The organism is Rhodoferax sp. GW822-FHT02D07, from assembly GCF_058802405.1.
This window is the reverse complement of the sequence record NZ_JBXAOD010000001.1, coordinates 75,970-91,264: the sequence shown is the minus strand read 5'-3', so window position 1 is coordinate 91,264 and position 15,295 is coordinate 75,970. Positions and strand designations below refer to the sequence as shown.

The 15,295-nt window shown below is 57.1% G+C and carries 13 protein-coding genes; all 13 read left to right on the top strand.

Annotated elements, in window-relative coordinates:
• The first annotated feature begins 11 nt into the window (after positions 1–11).
• From epsA to AC1RNN_RS00430, 13 genes are read left to right on the top strand one after another with little or no spacing between them, the layout of a single operon-like run.
• Complete coding sequence (epsA, locus tag AC1RNN_RS00490; protein ID WP_493086893.1) at positions 12–809, top strand: XrtB/PEP-CTERM-associated transcriptional regulator EpsA; 798 nt, start codon at positions 12–14, stop codon at positions 807–809.
• Complete coding sequence (locus AC1RNN_RS00485; protein ID WP_493086895.1) at positions 802–2,223, top strand: undecaprenyl-phosphate glucose phosphotransferase; 1,422 nt, start codon at positions 802–804, stop codon at positions 2,221–2,223. The genes epsA and AC1RNN_RS00485 overlap by 8 nt, the downstream gene beginning before the upstream one ends.
• Positions 2,224–2,225: 2 nt before the next feature.
• Complete coding sequence (gene epsL, locus AC1RNN_RS00480; RefSeq protein ID WP_493086897.1) at positions 2,226–3,422, top strand: XrtB/PEP-CTERM-associated polysaccharide biosynthesis outer membrane protein EpsL; 1,197 nt, start codon at positions 2,226–2,228, stop codon at positions 3,420–3,422.
• A gap of 15 nt (positions 3,423–3,437) precedes the next feature.
• Positions 3,438–4,382: an EpsD family peptidyl-prolyl cis-trans isomerase gene (locus tag AC1RNN_RS00475; protein ID WP_493086899.1), complete on the top strand. Its 945-nt coding sequence runs from the start codon at positions 3,438–3,440 to the stop codon at positions 4,380–4,382.
• A gap of 25 nt (positions 4,383–4,407) precedes the next feature.
• Positions 4,408–5,214 (top strand): polysaccharide export protein EpsE, encoded by an 807-nt coding sequence (gene epsE / locus AC1RNN_RS00470; RefSeq protein WP_493086901.1) that lies wholly within the window; start codon positions 4,408–4,410, stop codon positions 5,212–5,214.
• 13 nt (positions 5,215–5,227) lie between these two features.
• Positions 5,228–6,604 (top strand): chain length determinant protein EpsF, encoded by a 1,377-nt coding sequence (epsF, locus tag AC1RNN_RS00465; protein WP_493086903.1) that lies wholly within the window; start codon positions 5,228–5,230, stop codon positions 6,602–6,604.
• A complete protein-coding gene (gene epsG, locus AC1RNN_RS00460; RefSeq protein WP_493086905.1) occupies positions 6,601–7,449 on the top strand; it encodes a chain length determinant protein tyrosine kinase EpsG in 849 nt (282 codons plus the stop codon). Before epsF ends, epsG begins: the two co-directional genes overlap by 4 nt.
• Before the next feature lie 8 nt (positions 7,450–7,457).
• Positions 7,458–8,354: an exosortase B gene (xrtB, locus tag AC1RNN_RS00455; RefSeq protein ID WP_493086907.1), complete on the top strand. Its 897-nt coding sequence runs from the start codon at positions 7,458–7,460 to the stop codon at positions 8,352–8,354.
• Complete coding sequence (gene epsI / locus AC1RNN_RS00450; RefSeq protein ID WP_493086908.1) at positions 8,351–9,055, top strand: exosortase-associated protein EpsI, B-type; 705 nt, start codon at positions 8,351–8,353, stop codon at positions 9,053–9,055. Before xrtB ends, epsI begins: the two co-directional genes overlap by 4 nt.
• Positions 9,052–10,053: a glycosyltransferase family 2 protein gene (locus tag AC1RNN_RS00445; protein WP_493137289.1), complete on the top strand. Its 1,002-nt coding sequence runs from the start codon at positions 9,052–9,054 to the stop codon at positions 10,051–10,053. The genes epsI and AC1RNN_RS00445 overlap by 4 nt, the downstream gene beginning before the upstream one ends.
• On the top strand, positions 10,054–11,340 hold the full coding sequence (locus AC1RNN_RS00440) for a hypothetical protein (RefSeq protein WP_493086911.1): 1,287 nt from the start codon (positions 10,054–10,056) through the stop codon (positions 11,338–11,340).
• Complete coding sequence (locus AC1RNN_RS00435) at positions 11,337–12,539, top strand: glycosyltransferase family 4 protein (RefSeq protein WP_493086913.1); 1,203 nt, start codon at positions 11,337–11,339, stop codon at positions 12,537–12,539. The genes AC1RNN_RS00440 and AC1RNN_RS00435 overlap by 4 nt, the downstream gene beginning before the upstream one ends.
• Complete coding sequence (locus AC1RNN_RS00430; protein WP_493086914.1) at positions 12,532–15,267, top strand: oligosaccharide flippase family protein; 2,736 nt, start codon at positions 12,532–12,534, stop codon at positions 15,265–15,267. Before AC1RNN_RS00435 ends, AC1RNN_RS00430 begins: the two co-directional genes overlap by 8 nt.
• Positions 15,268–15,295: the final 28 nt, after the last annotated feature.

Here is a 15,295-nt window from a genome sequence, read left to right as displayed (position 1 = left end):
CCACCCCAGCCATGTCTTTCCTACCTTCGCTGGCCCCTGAAGAATTGCAGCAGTACCACCGGGTGGTGACCCACTCCGTGGAAGTGCGCAGCCATTTTGATGTGCTCATCTGGTTACAAGGAGACATGCAACGCTACCTTCCGCACGACATTCTGGTTGCGGCCTGGGGAGATTTTGCGTCCGGAGCGGTTCAGCATGACATCATTTCTGCCCTAGCGGGCGTTCGGTCCCATGCATCCCATGCCGGAGCCATTACCCCCCTGCTGATGCGTTTGTTCACCCGCTGGGCCGAGTTCAACAATAAACCTTTCAGCCTGAATACCGGTGAAAGTGGCTTTCTACTGGAAGACACTGGCTTGAAAAGTGCTTTGGGTGGAGCACTGCAAAAAATGCGTTCCGCAGCGGTGCACGGTATCCGCGATGAGCGCGGCAGCCACGACTGCCTTTACGTTGCATTCAGCAGCCGCGAGCAATTCACCGAAATGGAGCGTGGAGCCATGGCCATGGTGCTTCCCTACATTGATACAGCCTTGCGCCAGGTGGAGCACCTGCCTCACCAGTCGCAGCCCCCCAACGCACCGACCAGCTTTGATGATGGATTGCTCAGAATCAACCACGACCTGTCGGACCGGGAAGCCGAAATCCTCAAATGGGTCGCCTTGGGCAAGACCAACCCCGAAATCGGCTGCATCCTGGAAATCAGCGCCTTCACCGTCAAAAACCACATGCAGCGCGTGTTCAAGAAACTGGACGTATCCAACCGGGCACAGGCAGTAGGCAAATTCCGGTCATGGGTCAACCATGCATAAGGCCCACGTCACCCTGTCGGCAGCGGCACTCAACCGTGGCGGCGAACACCCCACCATTGGCAAAGACAACCTGCTGAGCCTTTTCGAGTCTGCGGTCTGCCCAGCGGCCTTGGTCACGTCCCTCTGGGGATTAGCCTACTACGCAGAAGGCAGTGTGCTGCCAGCCTACATGCTGCTGTCAGTGCTCACCTTCGCCCTGACCTTTCCCGGGGAATCACGCCTGCAGTCGTCCATCGGCACCGTGCTGCTGGATATCGCCATCAACTGGGTATGGATCGCTGGCCTGCTGGGCATCACCGGCTATGCCACCGGCTATATCCGCGAGTTCTCTCAAGAGGCCCTGCTCGCCTGGCTGTGGGTGGCTCCGGCCACCGAAGTGCTCGCCACCTTGGGGCTGCGCATGGCGGCCCCCGTGGTGCTCAAACTGCAAGGCCCCAAGCAGCGCGCACTGATTGTGGGCATGAATGAGCAAGGCCTCGCGTTGGCATCCAAACTCAAGGACTCACCGTATTCCCGCGTCGAGCTTGCCGGCTTTGTAGACAGCCGAAGCACCGAACGCTTGCACCCGGGTAACTCCCACCCGCTTCTCGGCAAGATCGACCAGTTGGCCTGCATTGCGCAACAAAATCGAATCCAGGTCATCTACCTGTCGCTGCCCATGGCTTCACAGCCGCGCATCCTGGCCATCCTCGATGAGCTCAAGGACACCACGGCATCGATCTACTTTGTGCCCGACATGTTTGTGACCGACCTGATCCAGGGACACCCCAGCTCCGTCTGCGGCATGCCAGTCATCTCTGTCTGTGAAACCCCATTCCGTGGCCAGAACGGCACAGTCAAGCGGCTCAGCGACATCGTGTTCTCGCTCATCATCCTCGCGCTGATTGCCCCCATCCTGCTGATCATCGCTGCGGCCGTGAAATTCACTTCACCAGGTCCCATCATCTTCAAGCAGCGCCGCTACGGTCTGGATGGCGAGGAAATCCTGGTCTACAAGTTCCGTTCCATGACGGTGACGGAAGATGGCGGCAGCATCCAGCAGGCGCAGAAGAACGACTCCCGCATCACCCCGCTAGGGGGCATCCTGCGCAAGACATCTCTGGATGAGTTACCCCAATTCATCAACGTGCTGCAAGGCCGCATGAGCATCGTTGGTCCTCGCCCGCACGCCGTGGCACACAACGAGCTCTACCGCAAGCTCATCAAGGGCTATATGGTGCGCCACAAGGTCAAGCCCGGCATTACCGGCTGGGCACAGGTCAACGGCTACCGCGGTGAAACCGAAACACTGGACAAGATGCAGGGCCGCATCGACTACGACCTGGACTACCTGCGCAACTGGTCTCTGCGACTGGATATCCACATCATCCTCAAGACCGTGCGTCTGGTCATCAAAGACCAGCAGGCCTACTGAGCATGTTTGCACGCGACTCCATCCACACTGTCGTGGCGATATGTGCCTGCGCCGGCACTGCGCAGGCGCAAGAGGGGCCGTTGACGCTGACTGCCAGCTACGCGGCGCAAACCGACAGCAACTTGTTCCGCCTTCCCTCCAGTGCCAACACACAGGCATTGATAGGTAAGGACAGTGCAGCAGAACAGATTGGCGTGACCACCTTGGGTATCGGGCTGAATACCCAACAGAGTCTGCAGAAGCTGGAGTTTGATGTCAATCTGGTGGACTACAAGTACCAGAATTTCAACTACCTCAGCTTTACGGCCACTAACTACAACGCAACTTGGCAATGGGCCCTGACACCGCGCTTCACTGGTACGCTCAGTTCCAACCGCAAGGAAACGCTCAACAATTTCAGCGATTACACGAGTTATAGCCAACGCAACCAGCGCACGGATACATCTACAGCCTTGAATGGGGAATACCAATTGGATGGCAACTGGCGCGTGCTTGGAGGCATTGGTACAACGCGTCAAGCGAACCAACTTGCGGTCTCCGCAGGTAGCGACTACACCAGCAACTCGGCCAGCGCCGGCGTACGGTATGCCTTTCCATCCGGCAGCGGCATGACCTATCAGGCTCGCCTTGGCAGCGGCAATTACCTGAACCGCACCATTCCCAATGCCGGTCAATACGATGACAGTTTCAAGCAGTTGGACAACGATCTGCGCCTTCACTGGGTACTCGGCGGCGGCAACACCGCAGAGCTGTACATCACCCACGTCAATCGCACCCACCCCACTTATGGCCAGCGCGATTACAGCGGCTTCAACACCGGAGCCACGCTGGACTGGGCCATCAGCGGGAAGACGGGGATGAACCTGGGCTTCAGCCACACACTGGACGCCTACGCCACTGCCAACAGCAATTACAGCCAGACAGACAAACTGAGCCTAGGCCCCGTCTGGCAGTTCAGTCCGAAAGCGGCATTGCGCCTGCGTTACGACTGGGCGCAGCGTGACTACCTGGGCTCGCCGGGAGGTACGGCCAGCACGCGACGCGACACCACCCGCGACACATCCATTTCCGTCAACTGGCAACCCTTCCAGCAACTCGCCCTGAGTGCAGCCTTGCAGGGTTCATCAAGAGGCTCCAACCAGGCGGGGCTCGATTACGACAGCACCCAGGTGCTCTTCACTGCCCAACTCACCTACTAACCGGGACAACTTTCCATGCGCTTCACATCACGCCAGCTCAGTACCACCGCCATTGCCTGCGCCATTGCCTTGGGTTTGGCCGCCTGCGGCAACAAGGACGACAAGAAAGTAGCCACCCAAGTAGCGGCCAAAGTAGGCTCCGAAGAGATCTCTGTGCACCAGATCAACCAGGTGCTCAGCCGTACGTCTGCTGCAAATGGTGCACAAAACGCGCAAGCCATGGGCCGCGAAGTGCTGGAAAAACTCATTGACCAGCAACTCGCCGTGGACCAAGCCACTGAAAACAAGCTGCACCGCTCACCCGAGGTTGTTGCCCAAATCGAGGCCGCGCGCCGCGACATCCTGGCCCGCGCCTACATCCAGCAAATCACGAGCGCTACACAGAAACCTACTGCGGAAGAAAGCAAGAAGTACTTTGCGGACAATCCCGCACTGTTCAGCGAACGCCGCATCTACAACGTGCAGGAAATCGTGGTGCCGGCCGCTGCCGGTGTTGCCGATCTGCTGCGCCCGATTGCCAGCACCGGCCGCCCCCTGGAAGAAGCGGCCACCCTGCTCAAGAGCAAGAACATCCAGTTTGGCGGTGGCAGTGCCACCCGCGCCGCAGAGCAAATCCCGCTGGAGGTGCTGCCCCGCATCCACGCGCTCAAAGATGGTCAGAGCACGCTGATCGAAACGCCACAGACGGTCACGTTGCTGCGTGTGGTGTCGTCCCAGTCCGCGCCGGTCCCCCAAGAGGCTGCCCTGCCCCGTATTGAGCAGTTTCTGGTGAACCAGCGCGCCGGAGAGGCCGTGGCAGCCAATCTCAAGCAACTGCGCGCCAGCACCAAGATCACCTACATGGGCGAATTTGCCAATGCGCCCGTCGCGCCTGCAGCCAGTGCGGAGCCAGTGCCCGCAGCACCGGCAACTGCTCCCGCCAAATCCGCCATCGAAAAAGGCGTGGCCGGACTGAAGTAAGCCCTTCCACATAGCAGGAATACTTATGAGCACTCTCCGCGTTCTTCGTCTATTGGCTTGCACCACACTGGCCTTGTGGGGGCTGCTGGTGCATGCCCAGGGTCAGGCTGATTACCCGCTAGGCGCAGGTGACACCATCCGCATCCAGGTCTTCCAGAACCCCGACCTCACCATCGAAACCCGCGTCTCCGAGCTCGGCAGCATCACCTATCCGCTCATTGGCGCCGTAGAGCTTGGTGGCCTGTCTGTCGCGGCCGCAGAAAAGAAGATTGCGAATGCGTTGCAAACCGGCGGGTTCATCCAGAAGCCTCAAGTCAATATCGCACTGATCCAGATCCGCGGCAACCAGGTTTCCGTCCTTGGTCAAGTGGCGCGCCCGGGCCGCTTTCCGCTGGAAACGGTGAACACCCGCCTCAGCGACATGCTGGCCAATGCGGGCGGTGCGACACCCAACGGCGATGACATTGCCATCCTGACCGGTGTGCGCAATGGACAGCCCTTCCGCAAAGAAATTGACATTCCGCAACTCTTTTTGGCCCCCAGCACCACCGACAACGTGCTGCTCCAGGGCGGTGACACCATCTACGTACACCGCGCCACGGTTTTCTATATTTATGGCGAGGTACAACGCCCCGGCTCCTACCGCGTAGAACGCAGCATGACCGTTATGCAGGCCCTGGCCCAAGGTGGCGGCCCCAGCGCGCGCGGCAGTGAAAAGCGGCTGCGCCTGCATCGCAAGGCCGACAACGGCAGCATCCAACAGCTTGAGCCCCAGCTGACCGACCCCATCCTTCCCAACGACGTGCTCTACGTCAAGGAAAGCATTTTCTAAGCACGGCCCCACCATGACACTTCAACAGTTCCTCCTCATACTCCGGGCACGCTGGAAGATCGGCCTGCTGGTGTTCGCCCTCACCGTAGCCACCACGGTGATCATTAGCCTCCTGCTGCCCAAGCAGTACACCGCCAGTACGGCCGTGGTGGTGGATGTGCGCTCACCCGACCCGGTCAGCGGCCTGATGCTGCAAGGCATGATGGCGCCGGGCTATATGGCCACCCAGGTCGACATCATCAATAGTGACCGCGTTGCACAAATGGTAGTGAAGAGTCTGGGCATGGAAAAAAGCCCCGCCATCCAGGCCCAATGGCAAGAGGCGACTCAAGGCAAAGGCCAGTTGCGTGACTGGCTGGCAACCCTGTTGCAAAAACAGCTGGACGTCAAACCCAGCCGGGAAAGCAATGTCATCAACATCAACTACACCGGCTCTGACCCCGAGTTTGCTGCAGCTGTCGCCAATGCCTTTGCCCAAGCCTATATCGATGTGAACCTGGACTTGCGCGTAGCACCAGCCCGCCAGTACGCCTCCTTCTTTGACGAACAGACCAAAGCTGCACGCGAGAAACTGGAAAAGGCCCAGCAAGCGCTGTCCGACTACCAACAGAAAAATGGCATCACAAGCACCGACGAGCGCCTGGACTTTGAAACCGCAAAACTCAATGAAACCAGCAGCCAGCTCACCGGCATCCAAGGCCAGACGACAGACAGCCAGAGCAAGCGTGCCAGCGGCAAGGCAGACACCGTTGCCGAGGTAATGCAAAGCCCCCTTATCAACGGGCTCAAGGCGGACATCGCCCGCCTGGAAGCCAAACTCAATGAAAGCAGGGGCAATCTTGGCGCCAACCATCCACAGATTTTGCGTTCCGAGTCCGAACTGGCCACCCTGCGCGCCCAACTCGACGCCGAGACACGCAAGATCACCAGCTCCATTGAAACAACCTACCAGGTGAGCAAGCAGCGTGAGGCACAGTTGCAAGGCGCGTTGGCCAGTCAAAAGGCTCGCGTGCTGCTCCTCAACAAGCAGCGTGATGAGCTCAATGTGCTACGCCGCGATATTGAATCGGCCCAACGCTCTTTTGAAATTGTGAGCCAACGCGCCTCACAGACCAATATCGAGAGCCAGACCAACCAGACTAATATTGCGGTGCTGAATCCCGCGATCGCGCCGCCTGCGCCGTCCAAACCTCGCGTACTCCTCAACGTTCTGGTATCTATATTCTTGGGTGCCCTGTTGGGTATTGGCTTGGCTCTGCTGCTGGAGCTTGCAAACCGCCGTGTACGCTCCACCGATGACTTAGTGGAAGCCCTGCAGCTCCCTGTACTCGGTGCCGTCAGCTCGGCATCTGGCATGTTCAAACGCACCACCTTGGGAGTCAGCGCATGAACCAGGTCCGAACCATTGGTGACATTCTGGTCGCAACCGGCCGCCTGAGCCAGGATGATGCGGCCCGCATTGTGGAGCGACAGCACGCCGACAAAGTGCAGTTTGGCGATGCTGCACTAGCCCTGAAGGTACTCACCAAAGACGACATCGACTTTGCGCTAAGCAAGCAGTTTGACTACGCCTACCTCAGCGACCAGGACGACACCGTCAGCCATGAAATCGTGGCGGCCTACAAACCCTTCAGCCGCGTGGGCGAAAACCTGCGCGCCGTACGCAGTCAGCTCATGCTGCGCTGGTTCAATACTGACCCGGCCCACAAGGTCATCGCCATCGTCAGCCCTGGCCGCGGCGAAGGCCGCAGTTTCATCGCTGCCAACCTGGCTGTGGTGTTTGCCCAGCAAGGAGAGCGCACGCTGCTGATTGACGCCGACCTGCGCGCCCAACCAGGCCGCGGCCAGCAGGCCCTCTTCAAACTTGGCAAGAGCGCCGGCCTATCCGGCATTCTGGCCAACCGTGCCGGACTGGAAGTTGCGCAACTCATTCCAGGTCTGCCAGGCCTGGCCGTACTGCCCGCGGGCGCCACACCACCCAATCCGCAGGAGTTGCTAGGCCGCCCCGCTTTTGGCAACCTGCTACGCGGTGCTAGCCAGCAGTTTGATGTCGTCATCATAGATACCCCATCAGGTACCGAATTCGCCGACGCAGAGGTAACGGCAGCGCGTGCGGGGGCAGCTTTACTGGTAGCCCGCAAAAATCAGAGCCGCGTCCCTCAAGCCAATCAATTGGCCCATCGCCTGCAGGACAGCGGTGTCGCACTGGTGGGCTCTGTGCTCAACGATGCATGAGCACGCCCATGCCCGGTATCTACCACGGTAAGCCGGCACGGTGGGCTGAGCTGTGGGCCTGGTTGCCAGTCATCTTCGGTCTTGGGATCCTGTATCTCCCCAGTTTGTATGACTTGTTCACGGGCATCTGGGCCCAGGATGAGCAGATGCACGGCCCCATCGTGCTCGCAATTTCCTGCTGGCTCATCCATCGAACTTGGCCAGACATGTTGGCCAACAGCCGTGGCGAGCCAGCGAGTGCGTGGGGCTGGCCGCTACTGGTAGTGGGTCTGCTGCTCTACACACTCGGTCGCTCACAAGACATCCTGCTGTTCGAAGTTGGATCTGTCATATGGCTTTTGACTGGCATTGCTTTACTCAATCTGAGCGCCAAAGCAGTGAAGGCGCAATGGTTTGCCTTGTTCTTCATGCTGTTTATGGTCCCTTTACCTGGCGCAGTGGTTGACACCGTCACTATGCCCATGAAGATGGCTGTATCGTATGTTGCCGAACAAGTCCTGTTCTGGCTGGGCTACCCGATTGGTCGGAATGGAGTGATCCTTCAGATTGGCCAATACATGCTGCTAGTCGCTGATGCCTGCGCAGGACTACACACTTTGTTGACACTAGAGGCTCTAGGCCTGCTGTATCTGAACATCGTGCGCCGCGATTCTCTCTTTCGCAATGCAGGACTTGCCCTGCTCATTGTTCCCATCTCATTCACTGCCAATGTCATCCGCGTGATGGCATTGAGCCTGATTACCTATCACTTTGGAGATGCAGCAGGCCAAGGTTTCCTGCATGGTTTTGCCGGCATGGTGTTGTTTTTGAGCGCGCTCCTGTTAATTATCAGCTTCGACAGTGCCTTACAAAAATTTGAAGGCTTACGCAATCGCTCTTTTCAGAAGAATAGGCCATTGGTATGAGCCCCACAGTCAAAAAATGGTGCATCTTGGTGCTCATGGTGATGTCTGCGGCAACCGCTAGCATGACAAAGCCTCGCATCGTTCTGGCAGAGTCACGCAGCGATGTGGAATTGGAGAAGAACATCCCCCAACAATTCGGGACATGGCGCGCCCTGCCCCTTTCATCGGGGCAACTTGTTAACCCCCAGCAGACTGAGCTCCTCAATAAACTCTATTCACAAATTCTCACGAGAAGTTATGTGAATGCCAAGGGTGAACTGATGATGCTGTCCATTGCCTACGGAGCCAATCAGAGTGATGGATTGGCACTGCACTTCCCGGATGTCTGTTATCCCGCACAAGGCTTTCAGGTGAAGTCGACAACGAAAACAGTGCTGAATACCGATTTTGGCCACATTCCGGTCAAGCAACTCAGCACGCAGTTGGGCAACCGTAAAGAACCCCTGACCTATTGGTCCACTGTTGGTGACCAGGTTGTGCAAGGCGGTACCCAGGCCAAACTTGCCCAGCTCAGCTATGGCCTCAAAGGACAGATTCCGGACGGCTTGGTTTTCCGCGTTTCGTCTTTGTCCGGTGACCCAGTCAATGCCTACCGATTGCAGGAGAGTTTTGTTGATGCGCTGTTGGCCGCAGTATCGCCAGAAATGCGTCGATTCCTGATCGGAAGTATTGGCACTGCAGCGACTACGGAAGAACGATGACGCAGGCAATGCCGATCTCCAACACAGAGAGGCCAGATGTCTCTGTACTCATCGTGAACTACAACGGGCTTCGTTTTCTCGAAGAATGCTTGACGTCGGTTCAAACCGCTTTCAGCAAATACAGCTTTGAAATCGTGGTTGTTGACAACGCATCACAAGACGGAAGCCAGCTGTATCTGAAAAACCGAGCGGACATCCGCTACGTCGAATCGACGTCCAATTTGGGTTTTACGGGCGGAAACAATTTGGCTGCAGAGCACGCAAGTGGCCGTACGCTTTTGCTGCTGAACAACGACACCAAAGTAAATGCTGGCTTGGACCCGCTGATTGACCAAGTGGTGCGTTGCGGGGCGGGGGCAGTCGGTGCGCGGCTGATCTACGGCGATGGAAGAAAACAGTATTCCGTCGGACTTCATCACAGCCCCATCAGACTTGTACTCTCGTGGATAGGCCTGGAGAAAAGACATCTCGTCCCAGCGATATTCAGAAGGATAGAGTCCGATCCTTCTTTCTACGACCAGTCCCATGCAGAAGTGGATTGGGTGTCAGGTGCCTGTCTTGCCACCCCTAGACAACTCTGGCAGCAACTCCGCGGCCTAGACGACTCCTTCTTTATGTACTGTGAAGATGTGGACTACTGCCTACGGGTGCGCAAGGCCGGACATCGAGTTGCTTACGCTGCAGATACGCTGGTCACCCACTACGAAGGCTCTGGACGCCCGTGGATCGGTGAGTCTGCCCTTCAACGCACGGCGCGCTCTTATGGCCTGTATCTGCAGAAGCACCATTCAAATTCCGTGGCAAGAATGACATCATTTGGTGTCGCCGCAGTTTTCTTCCTGCGAGCAATAGCCTTCAGCGTGCAAGCCATGCTGCAGAAACTGGGCCAACGCGACCATCACATCGCTGCAGAAAAAAGCAAAGCCTATTTCTCCGTAGGTCGCTTCCTCACCCGTCAGGCTCTACATGGTGTCGATCCTGTTGCAGGAGCGCGCTAAATGAAGGCGACAACACCGGATGTGTTATCTGAAGTCCCCCTGAAGTATGCGGCTTGGCCGCTTTACTCACTTCTCTTTCTTCTGCTGGCCAACTCCGTTCTTCCTGTAGAGCTGCTCAGTGCCCTGAACGGATACTTTCTTCTCTTGGCACTATTCGTCTGGATATCAAAGAAGCGGCCACTTCCCAAATCACTAGCAGTGGTGTATTGGGGCTTTCTTGCCATGCTGGCCGTGGGTATGGTGACCGGCTTGGAGAACGAGCTCTACCCCTACCTAAAGGATGCTTGGTACTTCGTGAACCCCGTCGTTGTGATCACGGTCGGCTACTGCTTTGGTGCGCAAACACCACTGCTGCGCAACGCACTGCGTATTGTGTTGATCGCAGGACTCATTCTTGCCTCCTATCATCTTTCAAAATTCGCACTGAATCCCTCGCTTTTCAGCCTGCCTGCCACCGAAGTCCGAGCTATCGCAGGCAACGGGAATTTTGTCGTGGGGTTGGCATTCGCACTATTGCTGGGTCGCTTTGGAAAATGGCGCGAATCCTTTGCCATTCACCCCATGCTGGGCTGGTTCATGCTGGGTATGTGCGCAGCTTCCGTCGGCTTGGCCTATTCCCGCACATTGGTATTGGTGGCAATGGTCTTCTGGGTAGCTCTGCGCGGCTACATGGTCGGTTCGCGCTTTGTCAAGGTCGTGGTGCTCGCCATCATCACGCTCGCTGTATTGGGCACCGTGGCGTCACTGCTGCCCAAAGCTACAGAAATGGAGAAGAAGACGTTCACCGGCAAACTGCTGCGTTCCGCGCAGGAACTCACTGTCTCAGACTATCAAGACGAGCAAAGCATTAACGACAACTTTCGCGGATTTGAAAGCGCCAGAGCGCTGAAATCCTATGCTGCCGGAGGTATCTCCAGCTGGCTCGGTGGCCGCGGATTTGGACACTTTGTAGACCTTGGTGTTTTCCTCAATCTGGGAGAAGGCCCCATGCGCTACATCCCCATATTGCACAACGGAATCATCTATGTCCTGGTGAAGACAGGTGCCCTGGGGCTGATCTTTTATTTACTCACACTGGCATGGGTTTTCAAACGCGGTTCCGACGCATCTCGAAACGAAACCGGTAGCGAACCGTTTGCAGGAAGAGTCGTCCAGGGCTGTGTCGCCGTCTTGCTGTTCACCTCTTGGTTGATATCTGGACCATTCAACAAGTCGGCTCTCTTTGCCGTGCTCTTGCTACTGGGGTTTTCACTTTCAATCATTGAGCGCAAAGAGTGGCTGAAATGAAAATCCTGGTCCTCTCCCCATTTCTGTGCGGACCGAACTCCGGCAATGGAGGCGGCGTACTCACCTATCGGCAAATTTCGACATTAGCGCAAAACCATGCGGTTTCTTTCCTCTCGTTCTCCGGCATCCTGCCCGTCGATGTGGAAGCGCAATGCACCCAGGCACTCAAGCAAGTTTGCACTCATGTAGATACCGTTCCCATGCAAATTGACCGCTGGCGAGTGGTGACCGCCGCGCTGGGCTCCCTGCTGCTGCGTCGCCCGCATCTTGCTTCGATTTGCTGGCTGCCCCCTATGCGTGACACTCTGCGCGACCGCATCCTGAAGCTCCAGCCGGATGTGGTCTGGATACAGTTTCCACAAATGGCCCAGTATGTTCTTGTCTGTGACGAAGTGCCCTGCGTCATGGACGTGCAAGACGCCTACACCTTGTCTGGTTTTCGGCAGGCCCAACGTATCAAGGGGCTGTTGGGCCAGTTCCGCTCCTTCCTGGATTGGGTGTGCTGGTCCCGCCACGAGGCGGCGTTGTACCCCAAGTTCTCCGCCGTTCTCACGCTATCTGAACAAGACGCCAACGTGCTCCACGCCATGAATCCGCAGACAACCCCCATAGCTCTCGGACTTCCCCTGGCACAGGTTGTGGAAAGCGCCTCCCTGCCAGTCCCCATGCGGGTAGGCTTTGCAGGAGCGTTTGGACACAAACCCAACGTGGAAGGTCTGACGTGGTTCCTGACCCAGGTCTGGCCCAAAGTTCGAGAGCAAGTGCCCAACGCCAGCCTTCTGGTGGCCGGGCGCCATGCGCCCAATAGCCTGACCACCAACCATGACCCCAGTGTTGAGTTCGCTGGATTCGTGCCCGATATTTCTACATTCTATGCATCCAATACCGTTACCGTGGCACCCATGGTCAGCGGCGGCGGCGTGAAGATCAAATCCGTCGAAGCCATGCTGGCCGGCAGTGCACTGGTTTCTACTCGCATCGGCATTGAGGGTATTGGCGCAATGCACGGCCAGGACGCCATGATTGCCGACCATCCAGACGCGTTCGCAGACGCAGTCGTCAATTTGCTCACGGACGCCCCCCTGCGCGAACGCATAGCGACCTCAGCCAAGGCACGCGCAGCACAGCAATTCTCCGTATCCGCCTGGACCAGCAAGGTTGCCCAAGTGCTAGCCCGCACGGTATCAAGCCATGGCTAAGTCCAATACAGCGAATCGCGTATCAGACGCCACAGGTACGCTGTGGGCTTACATACAGAACTGGGCCGCCAGGGGAATATCGCTGCTCGTGTTCTTTGTATTGGTGCGGGTTCTGTCCCCTGCGGAGTTCGGAACCTTCGCCATCACCATGGTATTCATCACCCTAGGAGAAATCTTTGTCGAACAGTTATTTGGCCACGCCATTGTTCAGCGCAAGGAACTCACCGAATCCCATTTGAGCACAGCCTTCTGGGCCACGTTGCTACTGGGTCTGATCATGACCCTCGGCGCATTCATTGCAGCGCCCCACTTTGCCTCGGCCTTCGACAGTCCGGACTCCGCGCCACTCATCATGGGCATCACACCGGTTTTCGTCTTCATGGCGCTCAACAGCGTGCCTGCAGCACTGCTGTTTCGTGAACTGGACTACCGGACCCTCACCCGCCGCACAGCATTCGCCAATCTGTTTAGCGGGGGCGCAGCCATTGCAGCGGCTATTGCAGACTGGGGCGTATGGACGTTTGTGCTCCAGCAACTGGTGTTTCAAGCGGTCAGCACTGCCGTGCTCTGGCACAGCGAAGCCTGGCGCCCGCACAGAGTTTTCAGCCCACATGCTTTGCGCGAACTATTGAGTTTCTCGGCACGCGTTACGGCTGGAAAGCTTTTGGATTTAGTCGAAACGCGCGTTGTAGAGCTCATCATCGCCCGCCATCTCGGCATTGTGGCGGTAGGCAACTTTTCGGTTGCGGCCAGGGCACAGACAGCGGCAACTCAATTGCTTGCAGCGCCGTTATGGGCATCGTCCATCCCGATATTTGCACGACGCCAAGCCGACTCCGGAGATTTGCTGAACTCGCTGCGCGAGCGATCCTTGCTTGCCGCATTCGTCGTCGCCCCCGCGTTTCTATTTGCTGCGGCCACCGCAGAATCGTTGGTGCTGACCGTGTTTGGAGAGCAATGGCATGACTCTGTGATTCCCTTTCAGTTGCTATGTTTGCTCATTGCCGTACGTTCATTCACCGCGTTATATGGAGCCGCCCTGCAGGCAACAGGTGCAGCTGGATCGGTTGCAAAGAACACCCTGGTCCGCTCACTGGCCTCCATGTGCGCCTTGCTATTCCTCTTGCCCTATGGGCCGGAGGGAGCAGCGGCAAGTCTGCTGATAGGCCAACTGATTTCTGTTCCTTTCATTTTTGTCAGTCTTCGCACGAAGTTAGGTTGGTCTCCCATGAAGTTGCTACCTCAAATCATCAAACCAATACTCGCTGCCCTAAGCGCCGCAATCGTCGGCGCGCTGGTGACGCATGCGCTGCAAGGGAATATGCCCCAAGCTTGGACGACTTTGATCGGGGCCATTACATGCGGCTCAGTTTTTATTGGATTCGCAGTTCTTCTGGCACCGAACCAGTTGTTGAAACTTAGTCGGAAGCTGCCAAGCTTGGCTGCACAAAATTCTGAAAGAATGTTGAACACAGTCATTCGACTCGAAGACAGCATGTCTGTTCGGCTGTATCAACTACTGTTGAGCTGGAGCTTTCGCTCGGCTATTTCCGATCCCGACCGTGGCAGTCTTATCTTAGTTTTTGGCGATGCCTACTCCATCACAGGCTCCGTGGGTGATCAAGCCCTTTTTGGAGGGCTTATTGATCTGCTTCGTGAGGCGGGTGTATCTCACGCTCGAGTGCTTTGTCGCCCAAACGTCGCTTTACCCACAGTAGAGGGCCTTACTTTGAAGCCGCTTCCTTTATGGGGAAGCTTTGCAAATGCGCATCGCCTAGGTAAGGAAATCACTACATCGCGCGGTCTGATAGTGGTCGGAGCCGACACACTGGACGGTTTCTATTCACGGTTTGAATCTCTGCTGCGCATCCAGGTCGCTGGCTTCGCAGCTGCACGCGGCGTACCGTCCATCCTGTGCAGCTTTAGTTTCAACGAAACACCTGACCAAGCCACAGTCAATGCCTTCCGAAAGCTCCCTCAGGGGGTATCCATTTTTTGCCGAGATGCCATTTCCCGCGATCGCCTCGCCAAAGTAGTCGGTGACACACGGGTGGAGCTCACGTCCGATCTCGCCTATCTGCTGCAGCCTTCGTCCAACAGCGATGTTGAGGCACGCTTAGCCGCATGGCTGGCTGATGGACACCGTGGACCTGGCCCCGTCATTGGCTGGAACATGTCGCCCCACTCACTGATGCTACTCACTGAAACCCAACGGTTCGCAGCAACAAAATCTGCAGCTAGAACGATCGAGCGGCTGGTAGCGGAGCGCGGCGCCACCATAGTGCTGGTCCCCCACGACTTCCGTCCCCATGCCAGTGATCCTTCCATGCTGGCAGACATTTATACGCAGCTTCCGGATGAGACACGCGCGCGCGTGATGCTGGCACAAGGCCCTTATGCGGCGGCCGATGTCAAGCAGATGTGTGCACATTTCGACTTTGTCCTGACAGGCCGCATGCACTTGATGATCGCTGCCCTCGGCAGGGATGTGCCCGTACTCGCCATGGAGTATCAAGGAAAGTTCGCCGGCGCCTTGGCTCATTTCGGTTTGGGCCAAGAACAATTGATGGAGCCTGCAGACGTGTGCTCAGCAGAACAGTTGTACCTGCGTGTGTGTCGACAACTGGACAGCCTGGAACACACAAAAATCCAAATCAAGAAACTACGGCCGGTAGTTCAGCACATGGCGGCAGCTTCGCTACTCCTCAAACTCGGCAAGCAGTTATGAGAACAGCATTGATCCAGGGCCGTGCCGC

Bases quoted from the DNA above. Each gene is read 5' to 3' on its own strand.
- epsA (WP_493086893.1), top strand. From the start codon at position 12: ATGTCTTTCCTACCTTCGCTGGCCCCTGAAGAATTGCAGCAGTACCAC.
- AC1RNN_RS00485 (WP_493086895.1), top strand. From the start codon at position 802: ATGCATAAGGCCCACGTCACCCTGTCGGCAGCGGCACTCAACCGTGGC.
- epsL (WP_493086897.1), top strand. From the start codon at position 2,226: ATGTTTGCACGCGACTCCATCCACACTGTCGTGGCGATATGTGCCTGC.
- AC1RNN_RS00475 (WP_493086899.1), top strand. From the start codon at position 3,438: ATGCGCTTCACATCACGCCAGCTCAGTACCACCGCCATTGCCTGCGCC.
- epsE (WP_493086901.1), top strand. From the start codon at position 4,408: ATGAGCACTCTCCGCGTTCTTCGTCTATTGGCTTGCACCACACTGGCC.
- epsF (WP_493086903.1), top strand. From the start codon at position 5,228: ATGACACTTCAACAGTTCCTCCTCATACTCCGGGCACGCTGGAAGATC.
- epsG (WP_493086905.1), top strand. From the start codon at position 6,601: ATGAACCAGGTCCGAACCATTGGTGACATTCTGGTCGCAACCGGCCGC.
- xrtB (WP_493086907.1), top strand. From the start codon at position 7,458: ATGCCCGGTATCTACCACGGTAAGCCGGCACGGTGGGCTGAGCTGTGG.
- epsI (WP_493086908.1), top strand. From the start codon at position 8,351: ATGAGCCCCACAGTCAAAAAATGGTGCATCTTGGTGCTCATGGTGATG.
- AC1RNN_RS00445 (WP_493137289.1), top strand. From the start codon at position 9,052: ATGACGCAGGCAATGCCGATCTCCAACACAGAGAGGCCAGATGTCTCT.
- AC1RNN_RS00440 (WP_493086911.1), top strand. From the start codon at position 10,054: ATGAAGGCGACAACACCGGATGTGTTATCTGAAGTCCCCCTGAAGTAT.
- AC1RNN_RS00435 (WP_493086913.1), top strand. From the start codon at position 11,337: ATGAAAATCCTGGTCCTCTCCCCATTTCTGTGCGGACCGAACTCCGGC.
- AC1RNN_RS00430 (WP_493086914.1), top strand. From the start codon at position 12,532: ATGGCTAAGTCCAATACAGCGAATCGCGTATCAGACGCCACAGGTACG.